This window comes from Alteromonas sp. ABV4_150 (genome assembly GCF_056311745.1).
The window spans coordinates 731,809-758,409 of the sequence record NZ_CM149971.1 but is presented as its reverse complement, the minus strand read 5'-3'; the positions used below and the strand labels follow the sequence as shown (position 1 = coordinate 758,409).

20 protein-coding genes are annotated in these 26,601 nt (G+C 44.3%); 11 read left to right on the top strand and 9 right to left on the bottom strand.

The features are described 5' to 3' along the window. Positions 1 to 237 precede the first annotated feature (237 nt). On the bottom strand, positions 238 to 1,383 hold the full coding sequence (gene metK, locus ACYX4M_RS03255) for a methionine adenosyltransferase (protein WP_476081876.1): 1,146 nt from the start codon (positions 1,381 to 1,383) through the stop codon (positions 238 to 240). 405 nt (positions 1,384 to 1,788) lie between these two features. Here metK and tkt point away from each other — a divergent pair, with 405 nt between their 5' ends. From tkt to ACYX4M_RS03230, 5 genes are all read left to right on the top strand, one after another. Then, positions 1,789 to 3,780 carry a transketolase gene (gene tkt / locus ACYX4M_RS03250; RefSeq protein ID WP_476081875.1) on the top strand — a complete coding sequence of 664 codons (1,992 nt, stop codon included), beginning with the start codon at positions 1,789 to 1,791 and terminating at the stop codon, positions 3,778 to 3,780. Positions 3,781 to 3,798: 18 nt separating this feature from the next. Next, positions 3,799 to 4,809, top strand: coding sequence for an erythrose-4-phosphate dehydrogenase (epd, locus tag ACYX4M_RS03245; protein ID WP_014948384.1), 1,011 nt, complete (start codon positions 3,799 to 3,801; stop codon positions 4,807 to 4,809). A 115-nt stretch (positions 4,810 to 4,924) separates the two neighbouring features. Then, positions 4,925 to 6,100: a phosphoglycerate kinase gene (locus ACYX4M_RS03240; RefSeq protein ID WP_476081874.1), complete on the top strand. Its 1,176-nt coding sequence runs from the start codon at positions 4,925 to 4,927 to the stop codon at positions 6,098 to 6,100. Between the two features lie 321 nt (positions 6,101 to 6,421). Further along, a complete protein-coding gene (locus ACYX4M_RS03235) occupies positions 6,422 to 7,321 on the top strand; it encodes a fructose bisphosphate aldolase (protein WP_476081873.1) in 900 nt (299 codons plus the stop codon). A 347-nt stretch (positions 7,322 to 7,668) separates the two neighbouring features. Further along, the gene (locus tag ACYX4M_RS03230; RefSeq protein ID WP_476081872.1) at positions 7,669 to 9,804 is read left to right on the top strand and encodes a prolyl oligopeptidase family serine peptidase; all 2,136 of its coding nucleotides are present in this window, start codon (positions 7,669 to 7,671) and stop codon (positions 9,802 to 9,804) included. A 40-nt stretch (positions 9,805 to 9,844) separates the two neighbouring features. On the opposite strand, the gene ACYX4M_RS03225 is transcribed toward ACYX4M_RS03230, so the two are convergent. From ACYX4M_RS03225 to ACYX4M_RS03210, 4 genes are all read right to left on the bottom strand, one after another. Next, on the bottom strand, positions 9,845 to 10,612 hold the full coding sequence (locus tag ACYX4M_RS03225) for a substrate-binding periplasmic protein (protein WP_476081871.1): 768 nt from the start codon (positions 10,610 to 10,612) through the stop codon (positions 9,845 to 9,847). Positions 10,613 to 10,756: 144 nt separating this feature from the next. Next, on the bottom strand, positions 10,757 to 12,319 hold the full coding sequence (gene ppx, locus ACYX4M_RS03220) for an exopolyphosphatase (RefSeq protein WP_476081870.1): 1,563 nt from the start codon (positions 12,317 to 12,319) through the stop codon (positions 10,757 to 10,759). 16 nt (positions 12,320 to 12,335) lie between these two features. Continuing rightward, positions 12,336 to 14,408: a polyphosphate kinase 1 gene (ppk1, locus tag ACYX4M_RS03215; RefSeq protein ID WP_476081869.1), complete on the bottom strand. Its 2,073-nt coding sequence runs from the start codon at positions 14,406 to 14,408 to the stop codon at positions 12,336 to 12,338. 176 nt (positions 14,409 to 14,584) lie between these two features. Further along, entirely contained in the window at positions 14,585 to 15,091 is a 507-nt protein-coding gene (locus tag ACYX4M_RS03210) for a glycine cleavage system transcriptional repressor (RefSeq protein ID WP_476081868.1), read from the bottom strand. A gap of 209 nt (positions 15,092 to 15,300) precedes the next feature. Between ACYX4M_RS03210 and ACYX4M_RS03205 the strand changes: the two genes are divergently transcribed. The 5 genes from ACYX4M_RS03205 to ACYX4M_RS03185 all read left to right on the top strand — a co-directional run bounded on the left by ACYX4M_RS03205 (position 15,301) and on the right by ACYX4M_RS03185 (position 22,331). Further along, positions 15,301 to 17,478: an ABC transporter permease subunit gene (locus ACYX4M_RS03205; RefSeq protein ID WP_476081867.1), complete on the top strand. Its 2,178-nt coding sequence runs from the start codon at positions 15,301 to 15,303 to the stop codon at positions 17,476 to 17,478. Continuing rightward, positions 17,471 to 19,030, top strand: coding sequence for a phosphate ABC transporter permease PstA (pstA, locus tag ACYX4M_RS03200; protein WP_476081866.1), 1,560 nt, complete (start codon positions 17,471 to 17,473; stop codon positions 19,028 to 19,030). Before ACYX4M_RS03205 ends, pstA begins: the two co-directional genes overlap by 8 nt. 15 nt (positions 19,031 to 19,045) lie before the next feature. Continuing rightward, the gene (gene pstB / locus ACYX4M_RS03195; protein ID WP_476081865.1) at positions 19,046 to 19,852 is read left to right on the top strand and encodes a phosphate ABC transporter ATP-binding protein PstB; all 807 of its coding nucleotides are present in this window, start codon (positions 19,046 to 19,048) and stop codon (positions 19,850 to 19,852) included. Between the two features lie 150 nt (positions 19,853 to 20,002). Then, positions 20,003 to 20,719, top strand: coding sequence for a phosphate signaling complex protein PhoU (gene phoU, locus ACYX4M_RS03190; RefSeq protein ID WP_014948403.1), 717 nt, complete (start codon positions 20,003 to 20,005; stop codon positions 20,717 to 20,719). Positions 20,720 to 21,059: 340 nt separating this feature from the next. Continuing rightward, on the top strand, positions 21,060 to 22,331 hold the full coding sequence (locus ACYX4M_RS03185; RefSeq protein ID WP_179982484.1) for an inorganic phosphate transporter: 1,272 nt from the start codon (positions 21,060 to 21,062) through the stop codon (positions 22,329 to 22,331). A gap of 92 nt (positions 22,332 to 22,423) precedes the next feature. Here ACYX4M_RS03185 and ACYX4M_RS03180 read toward each other — a convergent pair whose 3' ends face one another. Further along, positions 22,424 to 23,401, bottom strand: a complete 978-nt coding sequence (locus tag ACYX4M_RS03180; RefSeq protein ID WP_334057183.1) for a universal stress protein — start codon at positions 23,399 to 23,401, stop codon at positions 22,424 to 22,426. A gap of 311 nt (positions 23,402 to 23,712) precedes the next feature. On the opposite strand from ACYX4M_RS03180, the gene ACYX4M_RS03175 reads away from it, so the two are divergent. Next, on the top strand, positions 23,713 to 24,621 hold the full coding sequence (locus ACYX4M_RS03175; protein ID WP_334057185.1) for a hydrogen peroxide-inducible genes activator: 909 nt from the start codon (positions 23,713 to 23,715) through the stop codon (positions 24,619 to 24,621). Positions 24,622 to 24,678: 57 nt separating this feature from the next. Here ACYX4M_RS03175 and ACYX4M_RS03170 read toward each other — a convergent pair whose 3' ends face one another. From ACYX4M_RS03170 to ACYX4M_RS03160, 3 genes are all read right to left on the bottom strand, one after another. Further along, a complete protein-coding gene (locus ACYX4M_RS03170) occupies positions 24,679 to 25,194 on the bottom strand; it encodes a protein-tyrosine phosphatase family protein (protein ID WP_476081864.1) in 516 nt (171 codons plus the stop codon). Positions 25,195 to 25,218: 24 nt separating this feature from the next. Continuing rightward, the gene (trhA, locus tag ACYX4M_RS03165) at positions 25,219 to 25,875 is read right to left on the bottom strand and encodes a PAQR family membrane homeostasis protein TrhA (RefSeq protein ID WP_025256398.1); all 657 of its coding nucleotides are present in this window, start codon (positions 25,873 to 25,875) and stop codon (positions 25,219 to 25,221) included. A 154-nt stretch (positions 25,876 to 26,029) separates the two neighbouring features. Beyond that, positions 26,030 to 26,470, bottom strand: coding sequence for a MarR family winged helix-turn-helix transcriptional regulator (locus ACYX4M_RS03160; protein WP_476081863.1), 441 nt, complete (start codon positions 26,468 to 26,470; stop codon positions 26,030 to 26,032). Between the last annotated feature and the right edge of the window lie 131 nt (positions 26,471 to 26,601).

The following is a 26,601-nucleotide window of genomic DNA, read 5'->3' as shown; positions in this document are numbered from 1 at the left end:
CCAAGTTGTTGTTATTGTAGCCAGTAAACAAAAAATGATTACAAGCAATAATGTGTTCGTTATTTAAGAATAGCCTCAAATACAAAGGATGGAAATACTCTTTACCGTTTTTAATTTAACTGGCTAACTTAAGTAACTTTACAGGTTTCAATTAAAAACGCCGCTAGGTTGTAAAGCTTCGATACAAAACCTTACAACTTAGCGGCGTTATCAAAAAAGCGTTATCTGCTTATAGAATTAGACTGATGCTTTTAATGCCTCAGCTTTATCCGTTGCTTCCCATGGGAATTCGTCGCGACCAAAGTGACCGTATGCAGCTGTTGGGCGATAAATTGGGCGCTCAAGGTTTAGCATTTGGATAAGGCCGTAAGGACGTAAATCAAAGTGTTCGCGCACTAAAGCTACCAGTGTTTTTTCATCTACCACACCAGTACCAAAAGTATCAATGCTGATAGACGTTGGCTCTGCAACACCAATAGCGTAAGAAACTTGGATTTCACAGCGCTTAGCAAGACCTGCTGCCACAATGTTCTTAGCAACATAACGGCCCGCGTATGCTGCACTGCGGTCAACCTTTGATGGATCTTTGCCTGAGAACGCGCCGCCGCCGTGACGAGCCATACCGCCGTATGTATCTACGATAATTTTACGACCTGTTAAGCCACAGTCGCCCATTGGACCACCGATTACGAATCTCCCCGTTGGATTGATGTGAAAACGCGTATTGCCATCTATCCACTCGCTTGGAAGCACAGGCTTGATGATTTCTTCCATTACCGCTTCACGTACTGTTTCAGTGCTTACTGAATCGCAGTGTTGGGTAGAAATTACAACAGCATCAATGCCTACTGGCTTGTCGTTTTCATATTTGAATGTAATTTGGCTTTTCGCATCTGGACGCAACCAGTCTAACTTACCAGACTTACGTACTTCCGCTTGTTTTTGAACAAGACGGTGAGAGTACGTGATAGGCGCCGGCATGAGTACATCAGTTTCGTCGCTAGCGTAACCAAACATAAGGCCTTGGTCGCCCGCGCCTTGTTCTTCTAAGCTTGCGCGGTCAACACCTTGATTAATGTCAGGAGACTGTTTGCCAATAGCATTTAATACGGCACATGAATCGGCATCAAAGCCCATATCTGAGTGCGTGTAGCCAATTTCTTTAACAGTTTTTCGGGTAAGTTCTTCAATGTCTACCCATGCAGAAGTGGTGACTTCACCACCTACTAAAACCATACCGGTTTTTACATACGTTTCGCAGGCCACCCGAGCGCGAGGATCTTGTTCTAAAATAGCGTCAAGAACCGCATCTGAGATCTGATCAGCAATTTTGTCCGGATGTCCTTCAGACACTGACTCGGATGTGAATAAATGCGTGGCCATAAATGCTCCGTAAGCGTTAAATTATCAAAATAGTCGTATATTGTACTAAAACAAGTTATAAATACCAGTCTTTACTTCTAGACGTCTAAAAGTCTCTTTGTTACGAAATGTTGACACAACCCGATCAGTATTAAGGTTATTTGTATAAAATAAAAAGACTTAGGCAAAGGAAAGAGGGTTTTTATTACCGTGCTAATACGCATTGGTGAGCGTATAGACCATTTTTTACTATTACTTTCGCTATTGGCAATGAAAACTCATTGAACTGTTAGGTGGCATAGGTAAGAATAACGCCACATTCAATCGTATAAAGAAGTAGAGCAAACGCCTTATCTCTACGCTCGTCTAGCTCTGCTAGCCCGCTAAGATACGAAACAAAAGATACAAAATAAATCAGGAGACAACATGCCCTCTCGTCGTGAACTCGCCAATGCAATCCGTGCATTAAGTATGGACGCCGTTCAACAAGCTAAATCTGGTCACCCAGGCGCCCCAATGGGGATGGCTGATATCGCACAGGTACTATGGGGTGATTTCTTATCACACAACCCAGCAAACCCGTCTTGGGCTAACCGCGATCGCTTTGTGCTTTCAAATGGTCACGGCTCGATGCTGTTGTACTCTCTTCTTCACCTTTCAGGCTATGAACTGCCTATTGAAGAGCTGAAGAACTTCCGCCAATTGCATTCAAAAACGCCAGGTCACCCAGAGTACGGTTATGCGCCAGGCGTTGAAACGACCACTGGCCCACTAGGCCAAGGTATCAGTAATGCTGTGGGTATGGCGCTTGCCGAAAAAGTACTAGCGGCACAATTTAACAAAGATGGTCACACTATTGTTGACCACCACACCTACGCATTCTTAGGCGACGGCTGCTTAATGGAAGGTATCTCACACGAGACATGTTCACTAGCCGGTACACTAGGCCTTGGTAAGCTCATTGCATTTTGGGACGACAACGGTATTTCAATTGATGGTGAAGTAGAAGGCTGGTTCACTGATGATACACCTGCACGCTTTAAGAGCTATGGTTGGGAAGTGATTGAAGGCGTTGACGGTCACGATGCAGAGCAAGTCAAAGCCGCCATTGAAAAGGCGCAGGCGAATACGGCGCAGCCTACGCTAATTTGTTGTAAAACCACTATTGGCTTCGGTTCGCCTAATAAAGAAGGTACCGAGTCTTGTCACGGTGCACCACTAGGTGAAGATGAAATTGTAGCCACTCGCGAGAAGCTTGGCTGGAGCCATGGCGCGTTCGAAATTCCAGACGATATTTACGCTGGTTGGGATGGCAAAGAGAAAGGCTCAAAAGCGGAAAGCGCGTGGAATGACGCTTTCGCAGCATACGAAGCCGCTTATCCAGAGCTCGCAGCAGAATTCAAACGCCGTGTAAATGGCGAGTTGCCAGCAGATTTCAGCGACAAGGCAGACGCTATCATCGCTGAACTTCAAGCTAACCCGCAAAACATTGCTTCACGTAAAGCGTCGCAAAACGCATTAAACGCGTTTGGTCCATTACTTCCTGAACTATTAGGTGGCTCTGCCGACCTTGCAGGTTCTAACCTAACGATTTGGGAAGGCAGCAAGGGCGTTGAAGCAAACGACGCATCAGGTAACTACATCTATTACGGTGTACGTGAATTTGGTATGTCGGCCATGATGAACGGTATTGCCCTTCACGGCGGCTTTAAAGCGTACGGTGCAACCTTCCTAATGTTTATGGAATATGCGCGTAATGCGGTACGCATGGCGGCACTAATGAAGCAGCCTGCAATTTTCGTTTACACCCACGATTCAATTGGTCTAGGTGAAGACGGCCCAACACACCAACCGGTAGAGCAGGTGGTTGCGCTACGTGCAACGCCTAACCTTGATAACTGGCGTCCTTGTGATCAGGTTGAGTCTGCTGTGTCGTGGAAGTCTGCTATTGAGCGCACTGACGGCCCAACAACGCTAATCTTCACGCGTCAGGGCTTAGCGCAACAAGACAGAAACGCTCAACAAGTTGCTGATATCGCGAAAGGTGGTTACGTACTTAAAGATTGCGAAGGTACGCCAGAGCTTATTCTTATTGGTACCGGTTCTGAAGTTCAGCTAGCCGTTGAAGCAGCAGAGAAACTTACCGAGCAAGGCAAAGCGGTTCGCGTAGTATCTATGCCATCAACTGACGTATTCGACCGTCAGTCTGCTGATTACCGTGAAAGCGTACTGCCTTCTAGCGTTGTTAAACGCGTAGCGGTTGAAGCGCTGTCTAAAGATAGCTGGTACAAGTACGTTGGCTTTAATGGCGCTATCGTGGGAATGGACACCTTTGGTGAATCTGCACCTGCTGGCGACCTGTTTAAGCACTTCAACATTACCACTGACGCTGTAGTAGAGGCTGCACTGTCTCTGTAAGAGGTAATAGATAAGCCTATGGTAAATATTGCCATAAATGGGTTTGGTCGTATTGGTCGTAACGTGTTGCGCGCGCTGTATGAAAGTGGGCGCAACAACGAGTTTAACGTGGTGGCCATTAACGACATTGCTAAACCCGAAGGCATAGCACATTTACTTAAATACGATACCGCCCACGGGCGGTTCCGTTTTGATGTGGCCTTAGAAAACAACACGCTTAATGTGGCAGGCGACGATATTACTCTGCTTGCAATCAGTGATATCAAAGACCTGCCGTGGAAAGACTTAGGCGTTGATATTGTGCTTGAGTGTACGGGTAAATTTGATGACAGAGCGTCGGGGCAAGCACATTTAGATGCAGGCGCTGGCAAAGTGCTGTTCTCATCTCCCGGTTCACCAGATTTAGACAATACAGTCATTTTTGGAACCAACGAAGACACGTTGACCAGTGAACAAAAATTAGTCTCTAACGGCTCTTGTACCACAAACTGCATTGTTCCTGTTATCCAAGCACTAGACGCTGCGTTCGGTGTTGAAAGTGGTACGATCACAACCATCCACGCGTCTATGCATGACCAGCAAGTTATCGACGCCTATCACGAAGATTTACGCAGAACCCGTGCTGCAAGTCAGTCGATTATTCCCGTTGATACCCGACTTGCTGCCGGTATAGAGCGTATTCTGCCTAAGTTTGCGGGAAAATTTGAAGCCATTGCGGTTCGAGTGCCAACTATCAATGTTACTGCCATGGATTTAAGTGTAACGCTTCAATCTAAGGTAACGATTGAGCAAGTTAACCAAGCCCTTCGCAATGCAAAAGCGGGGCGTTTGCAGGGCATTTTGGACTACACCGAAGAGCCTTTGGTGTCAGTAGATTTCAATCACGACCCTCACTCGTGTATTGTAGATGGCACACAAACAAGAGTCAGTCACAAACAGCTGGTTAAAACACTGGTGTGGTGTGACAACGAATGGGGTTTTGCAAACCGTATGCTCGATACCGCAAAAGTGATGTTCGACGCAAAATAAAGCATTGATGCTGCCAAGGGTTGGTAGCACCAGCCCGCGCAGCTTTCACAGTTAATTTGAGCGTGTTTACACAGCGAACACGCTCTACTGAATTTAAATTAACATAGGAAAGACGATGGCAATTCCAAGCATGAGCGATATGGCCCTAAAAGGTCAGCGCGTATTAATTAGACAAGATTTAAACGTGCCGGTAAAAGACGGCAAAGTAACTTCTGATGCCCGTATCAAAGCATCAATCCCTACGATTAAAGCAGCCCTAGACGCAGGTGCGGCAGTTATGGTGATGTCTCACCTTGGTCGTCCTACTGAAGGCGAGCCTGCAGACGAATTCTCTCTTCAACCTGTTGTTGATTATCTTAATGACGCCCTAGACGTACCGGTTAAGCTTGTAAAAGATTACCTTGACGGTGTTGAGCTTAGCGAAGGCGAATTGGTTGTCCTTGAAAACGTACGTTTTAATAACGGCGAAAAGAAGGACGACGAGACGTTAGCGAAACAGTACGCAGCACTTTGCGATATTTTCGTTATGGATGCCTTTGGCACCGCTCACCGTGCACAAGCGTCTACTCATGGCGTTGCTAAATTCGCGCCAAAAGCCTGTGCTGGCCCATTACTTGCTGCTGAATTAGATGCACTGGGTAAAGCGCTAGACAACCCTAAACGTCCAATGGTTGCTATTGTGGGTGGCTCTAAAGTATCTACCAAGTTGACTGTGTTGAAAACATTGGCTGAAAAAGTAGACCAGCTGATTGTTGGCGGTGGTATTGCTAATACTTTTATTGCGGCGCAAGGACACAATGTAGGTAAGTCTCTGGTTGAAATGGACTTAACTGAGCAAGCTACGCAGCTGATGAATGAAGCACAGGCGAATGGCGGTAATATTCCAGTGCCTACAGATGTTGTCGTGGGTAAAGCGTTTGATGAGAATACTGAAGCTACGCTAAAAGTAGTCAGTGACGTGGCTGACGACGATATGATTTTTGATATCGGCCCAGACTCATCTAGGGCGTTAGAAGACATTATTAAAAACGCAGGAACTATCGTATGGAATGGTCCTGTAGGCGTATTTGAATTTGAACAGTTCAGTGCTGGTACAAAAGCGCTATCTGAAGCGATTGCAGCGAGCGATGCATTCTCAATCGCCGGTGGTGGTGATACACTAGCAGCCGTTGATAAATACGGCATTGCCGATAAGGTTTCTTATATTTCAACAGGTGGTGGCGCGTTCCTTGAATTCTTGGAAGGTAAAACACTACCAGCGGTAGCAGTACTAGAAGAAAAAAATAAATAAGCCTAAGCGCTGCATATTAAAGCAGCGTTCTACAGCGCATAAGAGCTCAGAGAAGCTCATGAAAGCTAAGGCCTAGTGCAAAGTTGCCCCAACATGTGTCACGCTCAGTAACAGCATTTTTGAGCGTGACCATTTAATCGGAAACGATTACACCTGCGAAACAGTGAAGTGCGCAGGCATAAATACCAATCTTATTACAGATGTGTTTACTTAAGGTGTCGGCGTGCCGAGTCTGAGACAAACAGATCTTTAATAGAATTGGTATAACAATAAACCCTACACCTGTCTATTAAGGCAGTAATATACAAAAGGAGTGTTGCAATGGCATCACAAGCTCAGCAGGCAATGTTGGATAAACTGAAAACGCAAACCGGTTTTATTGCAGCGTTAGACCAAAGCGGCGGTAGTACCCCTAAAGCGTTGCGCTTATACGGCATCGAAGAGTCAGAGTATAGCTCAGACGAAGAGATGTTTAATCTTGTTCACGAAATGCGTACACGCATTATCACCAGCACCCCTTTTAGCGGCGAGCGCGTTCTTGGCGCAATCTTATTTGAAAATACCCTTGATAGAGAAATTGAAGGCATGTCTTCTGCACATTTCTTATGGCAGAAGAAGCGCGTAATTCCGTTCCTAAAGGTAGATAAAGGATTAGCTGAAGAAAGCAACGGCGTGCAGGTAATGAAGCCAATGCCTGGTCTTGATGCACTGCTAGCTAAAGCGGTGGCGCAAGATGTATTTGGCACTAAAATGCGCAGTGTTGTTAAGCTTGCGAATCACCAAGGTATTAAAGACGTTGTTGCTCAGCAATTTGAAGTGGGTAAGCAAATTTTAGCTGCTGGCCTTGTTCCAATTATCGAACCAGAAGTTGATATTCACAGCCCACAGAAAGCAGAAGCAGAAGCATTACTTAAGCTAGAGATTTTGACCCAGCTTAACCTGCTAAATGAAGGCCAAGAAGTGATGCTTAAGCTAACGCTTCCGACAGAAGCTAACTTCTATAAAGAGCTTGTTGATCATCCTCGCGTACTTAAAGTGGTAGCACTGTCTGGCGGCTACAGCCGTGACGACGCAAACGCGAAACTTTCAGAAAACCAAGGTATGATCGCAAGCTTCTCTCGTGCATTGACTGAGGGCGTATCTGCACAGCAATCTCAAGAAGAGTTTGAAGCAACGCTTGATACTGCAATTGAAGGTATCTACCAAGCGTCTAAAGCATAATTACACGCTTTCATATTACCTTTATTGAATTTTGAAAGAGCGCCGTTGGCGCTCTTTCTATTTGTTCAGTTTTCGCTGTTGTCCTAGTGAGTAAAGACAAATATCGTAAATAAACCTCATTCCACGGTCTGCGCGCTGTTAAGAGCTGCAGTTTACCGCTATCACGCAGCTAACCACTCGGTTAAATCTAACGCCGCTGTGTCATGCGCTTAATCGCCCAGCGATGTCGCTCAACGTTTAATCTTTATTGGCTGAATATATTCAGTAATATGGAGAAGAAAAATGCATCACTACATCGTGATCACCTCATAAAAGAACGGATAAGAACAAATAGATTAAGGTGAGATATGTCCTTTACGATAAATCACAGGTACCCTTCAGTCAAAAAACGGTTTGCTATATGGGCTGCACTATTTAGCGTAGGCACGCTAGCTATGCCAGCCACAACGCTTGCAAGCAATGAGATAGAATCTTTTACTACCGACTCTGAACACTATTTTAAATCGGAAGATATTTTTAATTTGGAATACGTGAGCGAAGTTCAGGTGTCACCAGACGGTAAATATGTTGTGTATGTGCGCCGTTCAAACGACATTATGACGGACAGCAGTCGGGCGAATGTCTGGTTAGCGTCTGTAGACGGCAAATCTCATCGCCCACTACTGTCATCTAAAAAAAGCTACTACTCTGTTCGTTGGTCACCAGATGGAAGCCGACTGGCTTACCTATCCAATGAAGAAGGTAAACCGCAATTGTATGTGCGTTGGATGGATACAGGGCAAACGGCACTCGTAACAAATGTCACCTCAAACCCAAGTAACATCACTTGGTCACCTGACGGTAAATATATTGCTTTCACCATGAGCGTTGATGCAAAGGAAAAGCCGCTTGAGGTTAAGATGCCGAAGAAGCCGGACGGCGCAAAGTGGTCGCCTAAATTCCAATACATCACTAAGGCGCGTTATCAAGCCGATGGTCGCGGTGTTCTTGAGCCAGCTTATACCCATATTTTTATCGTTCCTGCCGATGGAGGCACAGCACGCCAGCTGACTTCAGGTAACTATCACCACAATGGGCGATTAAGCTTCTCCCCCGATGGTGACAAAATCTATTTCTCTGCTAACCGCAGTGATAACTGGGAGTATGAACCAGTTGAGGCCGATATATTTTCTGTTGATATGACGGGGAATATTGAACAGTTGACGCAGGATAAAGGGCGAGAGTCGTCACCTGTTGTATCGCCGGACGGAAAGCATATTGCTTATGCGTACCGTGACGACGAAAAAGTGATGTACAAAAATAGCTATTTGTATGTAATGAATAGCGACGGCTCTGACCAAAGAAACATAACAAAAGACATTGATAACTCGGTGTCTAATTTTTACTGGAGAGACAACAAGCGTATCTACTTTCAGCAATCAGTTCGTGGCCTAGTACAAGTTAATACAGTGTCTCTATCAGGCAGAGTGAAAACAGTGGCTAGTGGATTAGGTGGCACTACCCTTGGTCGACCTTATGTGTTTGGTACTTATCATGCGGTAGGCGATGTGGTCGCTTACACCAAAGGGCGTACAGACCGTCCTGCAGATTTGTTTGTCACTACAAAAAACGAGCGGCAACTTACGGCACTTAATGAAGACGTTTTAGGGCATAAAAAATTAGGTGAAGTTAAGGAAATAGTCTATCAATCTTCTATTGATGGTGAAGAAATTCAAGGTTGGTACATCCTGCCGCCTAACTATGACAGCTCAAAAACCTACCCACTAATTTTAGAAATTCACGGTGGACCTAATCTCGCCTATGGTCCTGTGTTTACGGCTGAACTCCAGCGCATGGCAGCCGAGGGATATGTGGTGTTTTATGATAATCACAGGGGCAGTACGGGGTATGGTGAGCGCTTTGCACTGCTACTTCAGGGGAAATATAGCTCTGAGTACGACTTTGCTGACCATATGTCTGGAGTAGACGCGCTGATTGAAAAAGGAATAGCTGACCCAGAACGCCTGTTTATTACTGGTGGTTCAGCAGGTGGCATTGCATCAGCCTATGCCATTGGCCTTACTAATCGATTCAAAGCCGCCGTAGTTGCTAAACCGGTTATTAATTGGCTGTCGAAGGTATTAACTGCCGATTCGGGCCTGTACCAGATACCTTTCCAATTTCCGGGCAAGCCGTGGGATAACGTAGAACATTATTGGAAGCGCTCGCCACTATCCCTTGTAGGCAATGTAACTACGCCCACCATGTTGATTACGGGTGTGGAAGATAAACGTACTCCAATGTCTGAGACTGAACAGTTTTATCAAGCATTAAAACTGCAGAAGGTGGATAGTGTACTGGTAAAAGTGCCCGGCTCGCCTCATGGCATTGCTTCTAAACCTTCAAGAATGATTGGTAAAGTAGAGAATATTTTGGCGTGGTTTAAAAAGTATGACAGCGCGCATTCAGAAAATGCTAAAACCGAAGATACGTCATTAAATTAACGCGTTGGAAAACGAGTCTAGCGAGATAGAGCAAATGGGGCTATTGTGCCGATTCAATCGGCTCAAGGCCCCATTTTTTTAATATTCGAGCATACTCACCATTCGCTTTCAAAATCGAAATTGCATTTCTAAGCGCGTTCACTTTGTCAGGCTTAGTTTTAAGGCCAGTAGCAACAAAGAGTTCGGCGTCCAGTGCTTCAATGACATATTCGCTCGTTACCGCGTTAGGGTTAAACCCTGCCTCACTAATTTCATACTGCCCAGTTTCAAAATTGGCCAATGCGAAATCGATGCGTTCCATGTACAAAAGCTTCCAAAGTTGTTCAGGCTCTGCTACCAAAGCTAGGTTTTTATTTTCTTCAAAGCCTTTTTGTTGCAAAAAAAATGCTGAACCATAGCCGCGTATTGAGCCTATTCGAAAGTTTTTTGCCTCGTTTAATGAAGTAACATGTGCTGTATCTCTTTGCTTTAGCCGAATAAGCGCTGCCTGAAGGTGATTCACTTTGCTCAACCATTCAAACTGGCTTTCTCGCTTTGGCGTCTTTAACAGTGATAGCAGCACAAAATCTGGCTTTTTAAGTGCTTCATGATAGGCTCGTGCCCAAGGCATGTGTTCTAACGAACTGCTGAAAGGCAGGATAGGCTTTAATGCATTCGCAAGGTCAACATTAACGCCTTGAGCTTTTCCATCCTTGTCAATCCAATAATAGGGCGGCGTAGTTTCAGTCAAAAAATAGATGTGATTAGCCGATGCATAGGCTGACAAACTCAAAAATAGTAATAAATAAATACAGATACCACGAAGCATAAGAACTAACAGAAACCTATAACAATTAGATTAATCGATAAAAATATAAGGAAAAGCTAATGCCAAGTATATCCGTTTTGTAGGTGAAAATACTGATTTCTGCTTATAAAACGGTCATTTTAATGCTTGGTTTCCAGTGCTTATTTATTCCATTGTGGGATGCAATTGCTCGATATCGGGGAAAACTGAAAGCTTTAATTCAAGAGCTTTCCAATAGTGACTTTCTCTTAACAAGTCTGCAGAAATTATAGGCTTTTCATCTAACCAGCCGTCAGGGAAGGTAATAGTGAGTTCGTTTTTTTCTACGCTCACCACAAGTTCGGGTACAAAGCCTTCTTGACGTTTGATATTAAGCAACACGCCCAAGCGCAATAGGGCTATTAGATGTTTTACCGATTGGCCATCGAACAAATTGAAAGTCGGTAATTCATTAGTACGAATTTTCTTTCTATGGAAGCGTACTAAAGTAGCGAGCAGTAACTGTTGTTCCTGGGTAAATCCTGGCATGTCCACGTTGCCAAGAATATAGGCGCTATGTTTTTGAATACCCCGAGTGTTAATTTGCATGCCTACTTCATGAAGTAAAGCAGCCCAACCGAGCATACTTTTAAAGTCGCTCCCTTTAAGTTTCCATTCTTTTTCAGCATCACTGAAAAGTGAAAGGGTTGTATTAAGTACCATAGTGGCTTGGGATGTATCTACATCGTAGCGGGTTGCCAAACTACTTGCAGTTCTGCCGCGAATATCAGCGTGATGAAGCTCATCTTCCATCTGATAAAGGACACCCTCGCGTAAGGCGGCAGGCGAGTAGATCAACCCTTCAATTTCTAGCGCTTTGAAAACAGCAATGAGAATAGCGAGACCACCTGCGATAACCACGCGGCGGTCTTCACTTAAATCTGAGTAACTTAGCTTGTCTATATGCCCTGCGTTTGTAAATTGCTTCATCAAATTACGCAAACTTTTAAGTGTTACCGGAATATCATGGCCATTCGGTCTGTCTTGCTGGCAAAGCGTGAACAGCGAGCGAATGGTCCCTGACGTACCGATACATTGGACCCAGCCAAGTCTGCGGTACTTATTGTCGATTAACTCAAGCTCTTGCTGTGCAGCGGTTATAGCGCGGTTGAAGGCTTTAGGCTTTAGCTCTCCGTCTGGGAAAAAGCGTTTAGTATAGCTAACACACCCCATTTGAAGGCTGCGGCAAAGCAAAGGGGTAAACCCTTCGCCAATAACAAATTCCGTTGAGCCACCGCCTATATCAACCACCAGTTGTTGACCGTCTGCATGATTAGTATGGGCTACACCGGAGTAAATTAGACGCGCTTCTTCAACGCCAGAAATAACTTCAATAGGGTAGGGAAGGATGTCTTTTGCTGCGCGAATAAAGTCTCGTGCGTTACGAGCTTTACGTAGGGTGTGAGTGGCAACGATTCTGACCGAATCAGGCTCAAATCCTTTCAGGCTTTCCGCTACTACTTTAAGCATAGCGAGCCCGCGCTCCATTGCCTCACCAGACAAAATATCTTCTTCGTTGAGCCCTTCGGCCAAGCGAACTTTTTGTTTAACTCTATGCAGAATTTGCACAGATCCAGCAACTATTCGTGCAACTACTAAGTGAAAACTGTTCGAGCCAATATCGAGTGCTGCGACTTTACTGACTTCGCGGGTTTCCACGTCATTAAAAACTGATTCGTGCTGGGTCATGTACTAATTTTCTATCCTACAAAGTGTCTTCTAGCTTCTTCAAATAGTCGTATATTTCTATTTGCGAGCGAAGTTTTTTACGATTTCCCCTGCGAACGTACTTGTTGCTCTGATCCTTGTCAATCACTCGAGCTTTCAGGGTATCTTTAAATTGTAGTTCCATTATATCAACAATACGCTGTTGAAGACCTTTATCGTAAACCGGGCAGCCTACTTCTATGCGGTTATCCATGTTTCGGGTCATCCAGTCAGCAGATGAGATATAAACTTTTCTCTCGCCGCCGCCTTCAAAAATCATCACGCGAGGGTGTTCAAGGAACCTATCAACAATAGAGATGATTTCGATATTTTCGCTTATCCCTTTTATTCCGGGGTTAAGTGAGCACATACCGCGCACAATACCGCGGATCTTAACCCCGGCCTGGCTCGCACGATATAAATCATCAATAAGTTCTTTATCAACGAGGTTGTTAATCTTAAAGGTGATTTGCGCATCTTGGCCCTGATTCAGGTGCTGGATTTCTTGACGAATTAACGACTGAATTTTGGTTCTGGCGTTTAAAGGCGATATTTGTAGGTGCTGGAATTTATAGCGTCTGTAAGGGTATTGAATAAGATCGAATACCGCTACTCCTTCATCGGCCAACTCTTGATTGCGTGTGAATAAGCTGTAATCGGTATAAATTTTCGCAGTTTTTTCGTTGAAATTACCTGTACCGAAATGGGCATAGTTCACCAAACTACCCCGTTCTTCGCGGGTCACAATACACAGCTTAGAGTGGATTTTTAGGGTGGGCACACCAAGCACTACACGAATGCCCGCATCGGTCATGCGCTTAGACCATTCAATGTTTGCTTCTTCGTCAAAACGCGCTCGAAGCTCTACGACTACCGTTACTTTTTTACCATTGTCTACCGCATCAATTAGCGAGTTTATTATTCGAGAATTACTCGCTACCCGATAAATATTAATGCGTATGGACTTCACATTCGGGTCGAAAGCGGCTTGACGCACGAACTCAGTAAAGTGAAGGAAGCGGTGATACGGATAATACAACAGAATATCCCGTGCGGTTATCGCATCAAATACTGTGTTGTGTTTAGAAAATGCCTTGCTGTCTATAGCGGGAAGCGGTGCGTGCTCTAGATAATCCCGCCCTACATTAGGAAAACCTATGAAGTCTTTAAAATTGCGATAGTGCCCAGCAGCGTGCATGGTATCGAGCTTAGTAATTTTCAGGCGCTTGCGAAGATCTGTCTGCATATCTTCTGGCATGTCAGTGTCGTAGATAACGCGTACTGGCTCAGCAATAAGACGCTGCTTCATGCTTTCTGACATTTTCTCAACAAAACTTTCGTCAATTTCTTCATTAATTGAGTATTCCGCGTCGCGGGTCATTTTGAATGAGAAAGCTTCAATTTCGTCAAATTTCACAAAACCACGGAAGATATCTTCAATGCACAGCTGAATCATGTCATCGAGCATAACGATGCTCTTTTTCTTACGACTCTTTTGCGGTGGGATTAGCATAAAACGCGACATTTCAGAAGTGGGAACTTGAATAACGGCGAACTTAGGGTTACGTTCTTTTCTACGTAGCGCAACGTACAAATAAACAGAATTACCGTTTAAGCGGCTTAGTAGATCCGTTTTCTTATCTATAAGAATAGGCGCAATATGACGCAGTGCCTTGTTGATAAAATAATTGCGTACCCACTGCTTTTGATAATCGTCTAAGTCATCTTTACGCAGGATATGGATGTTGTAGCGGGCAAGGGCTTTGACGACGTCTTTGTGAATCTGGTCAAACTTTTCAGAAAGCTGTACCACCTTCTTTTGTATCTGCGCCATAAGTTCGGTAAGGCGCTCTGCTTCTTCTTCGTTACCGTCGTTTTGCGCAATAGTAATAAGGCGTTTAACATCTGCCGCGCGTACCCGATAAAACTCATCAAGGTTATTAGAATAAATACCAAGAAAGCGAATGCGTTCTATTGCAGGGTTATTCTTATCCGCAGCTTCTTGCAATACGCGCTCGTTAAACGATAGCCAGCTTAGCTCTTTGGGATAATATAAAACGTCGTTATCCATAATGTCTCAATTCACGTTCATAAAAATGGTCAAAGACTGCCACCAGTCAGTGACACTACTGTGACAACACGTACTTTGGCACTAAAGCCTACGTAATACGTTGCGGTGATTCCGTTACCTATGGGCATGATTTTGAGACACTGCGATAGTACCTCACGCGCTCATACCCCTATTTTTTATCGCGTTGCGGTAATATCTACGACTAAATCGTTGGCTAACGATTCTAATGCATCTTGTAATGCGCCGTCGTCGAAATCTTCCGTTACCGCAATTTCAGCTTTTGCTTTGAAAATCAGGCTGCCCCAGTTAGGCGCGCTTTCACAATGAGAAGCAAAAGTGAGAATGTTTAAATTAAACTGGTTAAGTACGGATGTTAGTTCCTGAACAATACCTGTCTTGTCATTACCCATTACATCCACGGTTAGCTTAGTTGTGTTGTTCTTTATATTGCTTGCAACAGCAACAGATTGAACAGACAAGTCTTTGATGGCGTCTAGGGAATCTATTAAACCTTGCTTATTTTCATCGGCAACATGTACTTCTACGAAACCGGTGAACATACCCGCCATATGCGCAAAGCTCGACCCTTGCCAGTTGCCTTCATGCTTGTAAACACATTTTGCTAATGCATCCACTAGCCCCGGCTTGTCTTTACCCATGATGCTGATAACCAATGATTGCATACGGTGCTCCTTATTGGGCGTGTAGAGAAAAACTTTGATCGTCTTCCTGTTGGGTAATACCATAGGCGCAGAGTAGGTTGCGCGAAGGTAATGCTATAAACTTTCACTTGCTATTAGCATAACAAAACTTACACTGCTCACCAGTGCAATTTAGGGTTATTCTTCTTTAAAAAGAAGAATTTCGAAAATAAGAACTACTAAACAGCCCCATGACTTTCGACAGCAACAGCACAAACAAAAAACGCCAGCGCAGAGATAATTGGTCACGCTATGCAGTGACGGGCTTTGGTGGCCTTGTTTTGTTGACCCTGGTTATTCTTATTACCCATCTAATAAGCCAGGCTCTCCCTTTAGCTTACACCCCCAGCTTACATCATCTGTTAAGCGTTAAAACGTCGGACGATGAAAAGATTATCAGCGCAGGCGATATAATAAATAGTCAGCCTTTGGTGGTAAGAAAGCCAGGCTGTCGAGTAGGACTCAAATTGCTAAGTGGCAATGACCTGATAAATAATCATGAGTATATTCGTCCATGCGAGCATAAATTGTCTGCTCACAGTGTGATGGGGGAAAATTATATTATCGACGTTTCTCCCAATGCGCAGGTACGGGTTTTACCGGTAAGGTCTTTTAATATGGCGGGCAGTAACGGAGTTGATATTGCCGCCAACAGCCCGCAAGCAGCCCTGTCTAGTAATATCACGTTTGCGCTCCCTAAAAGCGAGTGGGATAACCGTAGTAGTTGGGATATGGCACTATCCTCTAAATGGGCTGTAGCTTCTATTGCTCAAGATGACAGCTTTTTCATTCGTTGGGTAAATCGGCATCGTCCTACGCAGGTGGTAGATAAACGTTTTCATAATGTAGACAGGCTTGCACTGCTGCCCGGCAGCGAGAGTGTACTGCTTCAAGTAGACGACGCTCTTTACCTCAATAAACTAAATGATAAAGAGGCGTTACTACTTCCCATAGCGGGAGGCATTTCCGAGTCATTAGATGAAAAAATTATTTTTCCCCTAGCTAAAGACCGCACCTTTTTCTTAATGAGTTCAAAAAATCAAACATTGACCCGCTGGGTGCTCAGTAAAAGCGAAAAAGGTCTCACCTTTGAGCAAACCTACCAGTTAGTGCTTGATGGCGAAAAAGTCAAAGCTGTGGCCGAGCATGCCAGTATGAACTTGGTAGCGGTGCTAACTGATAAAGCGCGTGTACTCTTGGTAAATCGGGTGTCTGGCGATGTTGTGGCTTCACAGCAAATTGAGCGTACCGCTGAGAATATTAATTGGTATGGAAATAAGCTTTACAGTTTCTCTGACAATACATTGTCGGTGTGGGAGGGCAAGCATTTAAGCGGTATTACCACATGGGCATCGCTGTTCGAACCTCAACACTACGAGGGGTATGAGACGGAAGAAACCGTATGGCAAACTACAAGTGCTTCTGACTTTCAAGAGGCAAAATTCAGCTTAACTCCGCTTTTAATAGGCAGTATCAAAGCGTCTCTTTTGGCGCTGCTTATCGCAATACCGGTCGCTATCGGTGCAGCAATTTACACCGCGTTTTTCGCTAAAAGCCGATTGCGCAATATCGTTAAACCCGTCATCGAACTACTTGAAGCTATCCCAAGTGTTCTTATCGGTTTTATCGCCGCCATTTGGCTATCGCCAAAGGCTGAGCAGTTTTTGTTCTCTTTTGCCTTTTTTCTTATCGTTATTCCTTTTGTACTTATCGCAGTTGCTCTAGTGCAGCGCCCCATAGCGGAACATTTACCTAAGAAATTAAGGCATGGTGCAGAGCTGCTCTTTGCGGTTGGTGGCGTATTTCTTTTGGGTTTTGTCAGTGTGGAATATGCGCCATCGCTCATCTTCTCGCTGATGGGAGTTGATGGGTTTACGTTGCTTGCGGCAGAATCTGATAGTCCTATTGGAAAAACGACCATAGTGGTAGCATTAGCTTTAGGGGTAGCCATTTCACCGAGTATTTACTCGCTGGCTGAAGATGCAATAAATGGCGTACCCAATGACTTAAAGCACGCTTCATTCGCATTGGGAGCAACCCGGCTACAAACTTTGCTATATGTAGTACTACATGTTGCTCTACCAGGTATTGTTGCCGCGATAATGTTAGGCTTTGGACGAGCGTTTGGCGAAACTATGATAGTACTTATGGTAACGGGGAATACGCCGATCTCCAGTTGGGGGCTCATAGAAGGTTTGCGAGCACTTACTGCTAACTTGGCAATCGAACTTCCTGAGGCTGATGTGTCATCAGCACACTACCAAATCTTATTCTTCACTGCGTGCATATTGTTTGTGTTTACCTTCATAGTAAACACCATAGCAGAGCTAATGCGACAGCGTATAAGAAGAAAGGCATACTATGGCTAATCGAGCATCTTTTGGATTAAATCCGGTACATCGCCAATCGCTAGTCATCAGCTTAACCGCCTTTTTCACTAGTCTTTTACTGATCGCGCTTGTGAGTGTACTTATACTGATTAGTTTTCGCGGTACCGCTTATTTTTGGCCAGAACCTATCTATACAGTAAAAGGTAAATTTCAAGACGGCACCACGTTTTCAGTGCTTGCGAACCTCTTCGATGAGCCATCAGAAAATGATATTACCCTCAAGTATTCAGATGCTCAGCATCCTTATGGGTTCCAAATTCAGCTAACCCGCGATCAGGTGAATGATACGCTACTTGCGAAAGAGAGCGCTGAAATAAAGCTGATAGATGGTCGGCGTATTTTAGCCGTGCCTGAATATATCGTTGTACCGTCTGAGCCGCCTCAAACCCTAGATAATATTGATACTGTAATAGAAGAAGTAGCACAAATTAGTGCGCAAATTGAAGCACTCAATACTGGCCACCTAGCGCCTATTCACGAAGCGCTGTCTCAGTTTGATAAACGCAATGTTGCTGAAGATGCGCCAGCAAGAGAGCGCTTAGTTGCTTCATTTAACGAATACCAGAAACGAGTAGAGGCGCTGGAAGGTAAACGTGCTGAGTATACCTTGCTGGTCAGTTTTGCAGATGGCGCACCATTTGTTATCCCCATTTCAAGTATTCAAGGTGTGGATTTTGTAAGCCGTTTGAGTACGTTCGAAAAATGGCAAGTAGTGTTTTCAGAAATTGGCGTGTTTCTTACCGATTCTCCCAAGCAAGCCAACACTTCAGGTGGCGTATTCCCAGCCCTGTTTGGCACTGTCCTCATGGTCTTTCTAATGACCATAATTGTCACGCCTTTTGGTGTGCTAGCCGCTATTTACCTAAGTGAGTATGCGCCCAATAACGCGCTAACCACCATTATTCGTGTAAGCGTAAGCAATATGGCTGGGGTACCTTCGATAGTATACGGTGTATTCGGGCTTGGTTTCTTCGTTTATACACTAGGTGGCAGTATTGATGAGCTATTTTTTAGCGAAACACTGCCTGCGCCAACCATGGGTAGTCCAGGCGTATTTTGGGCAGCCTTGACCATGGCGATTTTGACTTTACCTGTGGTTATTGTTGCCACAGAAGAAGGCTTGCGCCGTGTGCCAGAAGGTTTGAAAGCGGGCAGTTACGCATTAGGTGCAACCAAAATTGAAACCATAGTGCGTACCGTTTTACCTATTGCGTCTCCTGGTATTATGACTGGCGTCATTTTAGCTATTGCAAGGGCGGCAGGAGAAGTTGCTCCTCTCATGCTTGTTGGAGCGGTTAAGTTTGCGCCAACGCTGCCCATAGATGGTGAATTTCCCTATCTTCACCTTGATAGACAGTTTATGCATTTGGGCGTGCTGATTTATGACGGTGCTTTCCACAGCCAAACCGACGGGAAAAGTGCAAGTATGATGTTTGCAGCCTGCTTGTTGTTACTCTTCGTGGTCTTTGTATTAAACATACTGGCAGTGGTACTGAGAGCACGCCTGCGCAAACGCTATATCAAAGGATAATACAGGTTTTATAACATGTTGAAGTTGTTTGAACACAATACGCTGAACGTGAATGAGATTAGTGAAGCACAGACCGCAGTAGAGGTGAAAAACCTCAACTTATGGTTTGGAAGTAAGCATGTGTTAAATGACATCAGCATGCGAATACCCAAAAACAAAATTACGGCGTTAATTGGCCAAAGTGGTTGCGGTAAATCAACGCTAATAAGTTGTTTTAACCGCCTTAACGACTTGTATGACGGCTGCAAATACAAGGGTGAGATCATCATAGATGGTCGAAATATAAATAGCCGTAAGGTCAATGTGTCTCGCCTTAGAACCAATGTAGGTATGGTATTTCAGCGCCCCAATCCGTTTCCTATGAGCATTTATGAAAACGTATGTTACGGGCTTAAGCTTCAAGGGATAAAGGTTCGCCGACACTTAGACGATGCCGTCGAAGGGGCATTAAAGCAAGCTGCATTGTGGGATGAGGTAAAAGACCGCCTGTTTGAATCTGCCCATGTTCTATCTGGCGGACAGCAGCAGCGCTTAGTGATCGCAAGGGCGCTGGCGTTAAAGCCCGACATACTGCTGTTAGATGAACCCACCTCAGCCCTTGACCCGCTAACTACGCTCTTTATTGAAGAACTGATGGACTCACTAAAAAAGCACTGCACCATTATTATTGTGACGCACAACATGCAACAAGCAGCGCGGGTAAGCGACTATACCGCCTTTTTCCATCAGGGCAGACTGATAGAGTATGCCGACAGTGACACCTTGTTTACCATGCCTGATAAAAAGCAAACTGAAGACTATATAACGGGTCGATATGGATAATATAGGTGTGAAAGTGTGCGCTGATATAACATTTTGCATCGGCGCTTTGTTTCATAGCAGCGCCACTGGTTGTCCTAATGAGCAAATGAGAATCATGAGCACATCCATTGAATGCTATTCACCAAGCTTAAGCCGCGAGGAGAAATCGTCATGCGACAGGTAGCCTTAAATACACACATCTCAGGTACGTTTAATATTGAGTTAGAAAACTTGCGTAACTCAGTATTGACCATGGGCGGTGAAGTTGAACAGCAGCTGGTGGATACCTTAAAAGCGGTGAAGCACAACCATGCCGCTCTGGCTGAAAAAGTGGTGTTAAATGACTTAAAAATTAACTCCATGGAAATTCAAATTGACGAAGAGTGCTTGCGAATTATTGCTAAGCGTCACCCTACCGCCAGTGACCTGCGTTTAATTATGACCATTTCAAAAGCCATTACCGACATCGAACGAATGGGTGATGAAATAGAGCGCATTGCTAAGCTGGTTACACGCAACAAGTTGCCAAGTTCAGATACCATTAAAAGCAGCATGTTACTTATAGGTGAGCGGGTAGCGGCAATGATGCGCGGTACCTTTGATGCGTTCGCCCGCCAAGACGAAGCTGCGGCATTAGAGGTGTACGACCAAGACAACCGCATTGATAGTGAGTACAAGCGATTACTGTCGTACACTACCTCAGAAATGCAGAAAAGCACTGACGACATGCAGGATTGGTTGGATGTTTTGTGGGCCATGCGTTCTTTAGAACGTATTGGTGATAGATGTAAAAATGTGTGTGAGTATGTGGTGTATCTGACTCGTGGTACCGATGTAAGACATACGCCGCTGGAAAACATGCAGCAAAAGTTGGAAGATTTGACGTAATCCTGTCCAAATGGTCAGTGCGGTTTTGCGTATATATGTATAAACATAAATGTTTGTGAAATTTATTTGTCATAAAACTGCAATATTTGGTGGATTTATCATCGCATTCAAATGATTCCGTACTCTTTTATCGTTTTTCAGTGATTTTCGCTATGGCTTCTATGACGATTACGTTATCATGCGCCGCAGCCAAGAACAGATCGTGCAAAATTTAATCGAACCTTATGATAAAACACAATTTGTCTTTAACTTCATTCTCTAGCCTTTGTGGTGAAGAGATCATGCTACTTACTCAAGTAGCGTCCAGCCTAAATCGCGTTTAGATCGGGAGCGATTATCCGTGGAATTTTTTGAAAGTTATGGCCTAATTCTTATAATCCTTGCCGCCGGCGTTGGTTTCGTCATGGCATGGGGTATTGGAGCGAATGACGTTGCCAACGCAATGGGTACGTCAGTAGGTTCTAAAGCTTTAACCATTAAACAAGCCATTATCATTGCAATGATATTTGAGTTTGCTGGCGCCTACCTAGCAGGTGGCGAAGTAACGTCTACCATTCGAAAAGGAATTATCGACTCAACCTTTTTTATAGACATACCTGAATACCTAGTATTAGGCATGATCTCGTCACTACTTGCGGCTGGAATATGGCTAGCGGTAGCGTCTTGGTTGGGATGGCCTGTATCTACAACGCACTCTATTATAGGTGCCATCATCGGCTTTACGGCAACTGGCGTCAGTATGGACGCAGTAGCATGGGATAAAGTGGGTGGTATTGTTGGTAGTTGGGTAGTAACACCTGCTATATCGGGCATTATTGCTTACCTTATCTTTATGAGCGCTCACAAGCTCATCTTTCAAACCGCTTCTCCGTTTGCCAATGCCAAGCGTTATGTTCCGTTTTATATGGCATTAGCGGGCTTCGTAATGTCCCTTGTCACTATTAAGAAGGGGCTTAAGCACGTAGGCTTGGAACTTAGCGCTGTTAACGGTTATCTGCTAGCAATCGGCATAGCCGTAGCATTAGGCTTCTTAGGTAAATGGTTCATCGGCCGTATGAAGTTCAGCGGTTCTGAAGATGCAGACTTACAAGCAGCAAACGTTGAAAAAGTATTTGCTCTGCTTATGGTAGTAACTGCGTGCTGTATGGCATTCGCCCACGGCTCTAATGACGTAGCTAACGCGATTGGTCCTCTTGCGGCTGTGGTAAGTGTTGTTACCAGTGGTGGTGAGATTAACGCAAGCGCCACACTGGCTTGGTGGATATTACCGCTAGGCGGTTTAGGTATTGTTGCAGGTCTTGCTTTATTTGGTCATCGCGTTATTAAAACCATCGGCCAAGGTATTACACATTTAACACCAAGCCGTGGCTTCGCCGCAGAACTTGCCGCAGCGTGTACGGTAGTTATTGCATCAGGTACTGGTTTGCCTATTTCAACCACGCAAACCTTAGTAGGTGCTGTTTTAGGTGTAGGTTTGGCACGTGGTGTTTCAGCGCTTAACTTGGGTATCGTCAGGAATATTGTTGTGTCTTGGATAGTAACCTTGCCAGCAGGTGCACTGCTTTCAATTATCTTCTTCTTTATACTGAAGGCAGCATTTGGCGTAGCTTAGTAAGCTTACCTTATTGTTATATGCAAAAAGGCCGCGCTTCTGTCGAAGCGCGGCCTTTTAGTTTGAGTCAGCGTAAAACTAATACGAAATGCTCAATCTCGCGAAATTGGCGATTCAAACCCTCTTGGTTTAACGCCTACCACAGCACATTTTAACTGGTGAATAGTCTCTTCTGCAGTATCACCCATGATGTAACCAGGCACTCCCAAGCGAGATACTGTACCCATAACAATTACATCAGTATCTAGCGATGTAGTTGTAGCTGCAATTTCTCGACGTGGGTAACCATGCACAATATGGTTCTTAGGCTGTAAATATTCCCAAACATTGTCGTCGAGTTCATCAGAAAGTTCAGAAAGTAGCTTCTCTAACTCCTTTTCACGCTCAGCGTGAATTTTAGCTAGGTCAGTTTCCATCCTGTCGTTATCGACGGTAATAAAGCCATCTCTGGCTATGTTTTCCGGTACCGCATCAAATACGTGAACAATATGCAGCTGAGCAAATTCTAATAAGGCTATTTGGCTAGCATGTCGTAATATATCGCGGTTAAGGTCGCGCCTTATTGATACCTCGTGACTAGGGTAGTGGTAGTTAAGATCAAGTGCTGCCACTACGTTTTTATACTGGCTACGCGGTTTGTGATTGATAACCCACAGAGGGCAGGGGCATTTGCGAAACAGTTGCATATCCAAACTGCCAAACAGTTTATCCAAAAAGCTTTCTTCTGCTCGTTTTATCACTAAGTCGATATTATTGTTCATCACATAGCGAACGATATCAATCAACGGGTGCCCAACCGTTACAGCTGTTGACACTTCGTATTGTTTACCCCAGCTCTCTGCCTGCTGCTTAAGCCAAAGCTGAGCCTGAGTTTCCATAGTTTGCTGAGAGTCCACGTAAGAAAATGACTCCATGACCATGCTTGCATTGGGCGGCAGAGACTCAAGCGAGAGCATAATGGTGAGCGAGGCTTGGTGAGCTTTGGCGATATGCAGTGCTTGGGCAACCGTGTCATCTTGACGATGTGAGTCGCTCAACACACATAATATGTTTTTATAATGTCCTTTCATACTGCCCTCAATGGTTAATCGCTTAATTGATTGAATGATACAAGAGCGGGTCTTATTTCGCTGTAAAAATATGTGGTAATTGGCGCACTCATTTAATCCTAACTTTACTTATAGTGGCTTTCCAGCTGGGAAGGGTAAATTCTTAAAAGCTTCTTATAAGAAGAAGTAAACGAGTGAATGTACAAACGCGATGTAGAAAATTAGGCAGTGAGATGACTTGAGTACGGGTAACACCCCTAGGTTGTATTTAATCTTTATGTTAGATTAATCCAATATTTTTTAATCCCTTTTTGAATAATTGCGAGATATCCATGAAATGGCCTAATCTTAAGCACCTGCATTACTTGGTGACGCTACATCAAGAGCAACATTTTCATCGTGCAGCCCAGCGCTGTAATGTGAGTCAGTCAACACTAAGTACGGCTATTCAGAATTTAGAAGAACACTTTGGAAGCCAGCTTTTAGAACGTGAACACAAAACGTTTGTGTTTACTTCATTGGGTTTAGATATTGTAGAGCGCAGTAAGGTGCTGCTACAAGAAGCCGGTGAGTTGGTGGAGTACGCGCAAAACGCGGGTAACTGGCAACGAGGCACATTAAAGTTAGGTGTTATTCCTACTATCGCGCCGTTTCTTTTTGAAGGCATGATGGGCGCGTTCTCTGCATTTCTACCTGAAATCAATTTAGAAATGCAGGAAGACACCACAGAAAAGTTGCTACAGCAATTGACCGACGGAAGGTTAGACTTATTGATCTTGGCGCTTCCGATGGAAACTCCTGGGTGTAAACAAATGGTTTTGGGGCACGACCCGTTTCACCTCATCGCTCATGAAGATATGGTTGAACAACTGCCTAACCCAGTGGATATTTCAACTTTGCCTAAAAAGAGTATTTTCTTACTTCAGCAAGAACACTGTATGACAGGTCACGCCGTAAGTGCGTGCAACCTTCAGCATAGCGACCAAATTAGCAGTGTGGCAGCAAGTAGTCTCCATACTTTGGTGCAACTAGCGAACAGCAAAATGGGCTACACCTTTTTACCTGAACTGGCGATCAATCAATCCATTCTTGAACACACTGGTCTTAAAAGCTTCCCGGCCGAAGAACAGGGTTTTAGAGAAATCGGGTTAGTATGGCGTTCAGGCACAACGCGTATGCAGCTGTTTCGTCGTATTGGTGAAATTATCTCGCCTCTGCTGCCAAAGCCAACGTTAAAATAGTTTTTGCCTTACAGCACGCGCGGCTTAGTATTATTATTGCCGCGCGTTCTTGATGGCTTACATTTTAGGTGCGATATGCCCTAATTCTGCAGCCCATGTGAGCTCGGATCGTTTAAGGTTATTTGCCGCACTAGCGCCAAAGCTGTGTAGCGCATTGTAAGCGCTATTAGATGGAACACGGCAATAGTGGCAAAGTGCATAGAACAAAAGACTACAGCGGTGCTGCGAACCGTCACAGTGTAAATATATCTTAGCTCCCTCAGTCAGCATTTGAGACAACTCATGAAGGTATTGATGAAGGTGTACATCTTCGGTGGGAGACTCTGACGAAGGGTGTAAAAAAGGAACCCATAACCATTCTAACCCAGCCGCGTTTGAACTATCGCGTATAATCGGTGCGTTCTCTTCACTAGTTTGTACCGTAGCCACGTGAGTCACGCCTAGTGATTTAAGTCTTTCAAAATCACTTTCAACGGGCTTTTTACCAAGGCATATATGTCCGGCGCGCAGTGAAAACCACGCGATATTCGGTTTTGCTGTTGTGCTGTCTTCTTTTTTCTCAGCGTCTTGCATAGCTGCGTTATCTAAAACCTATTGTTAAACGACAAAGTAATAAATAGAAAAGTAATGGCAGCTACATCCGCCAATAACGAACAAGTGCCAAATTGCATGGGTATACTTTACCTTTTTTGCCACATAAAAGCACACGCCTACGCTGAAACACAGCCCACCTGCTACCAGTAACCAGAGTCCAGCGCCTGGCAGGGCAACATAGAGCGGATAAATCAGGCCTAGAGCAATCCAGCCCATTAATAAATAGGTCATGACCGACACTTTTGGAAACCTGTGCTGAGCGATAAGTTTAAACGCGACGCCACCTAGCGCTAAGCTCCAAATAATAGCGGTCATGGTAATACCTAAGACGCCACCAATCGAAACCAGTAACAATGGTGTGTAAGTACCTGCTATCAATAAATATATTGCGCTGTGGTCGAATAACTTAAGCCACCCCTTAGCTTTTTGGTGTGAAATTGCGTGATAAAGCGTGGAACTTAAAAAAACGAGAATTAGGGTAGAGCCGTAAATGGCGGCTGTGGTTAGCGCTAAAGTATCTTCAGCGCGGTACAGCATAAATATTAAACCCACGATAGCCGCAATAAAGCCAATGCCATGAGTAATACTATTCAACCACTCTTCTAAAACGGAGTAAGCTTTGGCAGAAATAGCTTTTGTTTGTTCCTTTACGTCTGTCATCACTTCTCCTGTTTTGTAATCGGTAGAAATATGCACACCTCTTATTTATCTTTCCGCATATCTATGACAATTATAGCGCACACTTGTTCGCTGAATATGAAAAATATTAACAGATAACGTCAATGGTCTGATGACAATAAGATTACAAAGGGACTTATAGCTCGGTGTTTTCGAAGCAGCCGCCCAATTTATCCAGAAGGTGTTTTAATGTTCGACTTTCTTCTGTACTCATACCGTTGAACTTGCAAAGCATTTGCGCGGGTACTTCTTCTGCTACGGCTTTCTGCTCCTTACCCATTTTTGTAAGCTGAACACGCTTAACGCGTTTGTCGACCTCATCTTTATTCACGACTAAAAAGCCTTTTTCTTCCAGCTTTTTTAAGATCAAAGACATGGCACCACCGTCAATCACTGTTTTTTCAAGAAGCTCAGCAATAGTGATGTCATCGGTTTCCCAAAGGGCCATTAAAGTTACGTATTGAGGGTAGGTAATATCTAACGCTTTAAGAAGTGGACGATAAGCGCGAGTGAATGCATTCGACAGCGTATAAAAACGATGACAAAGCTGATTTTCCAACTTTAATAATTCTGACATGACACTTAACCCTTATTGATACTGCTTTTTGAATGCTATTTATATTTTGCATACAAAGTACTTGATCTGCAACTTGGTTCGGTGTTAATTTATTTTGCATGCAAAGTAAATGGTAATTTCACAAATAGGAG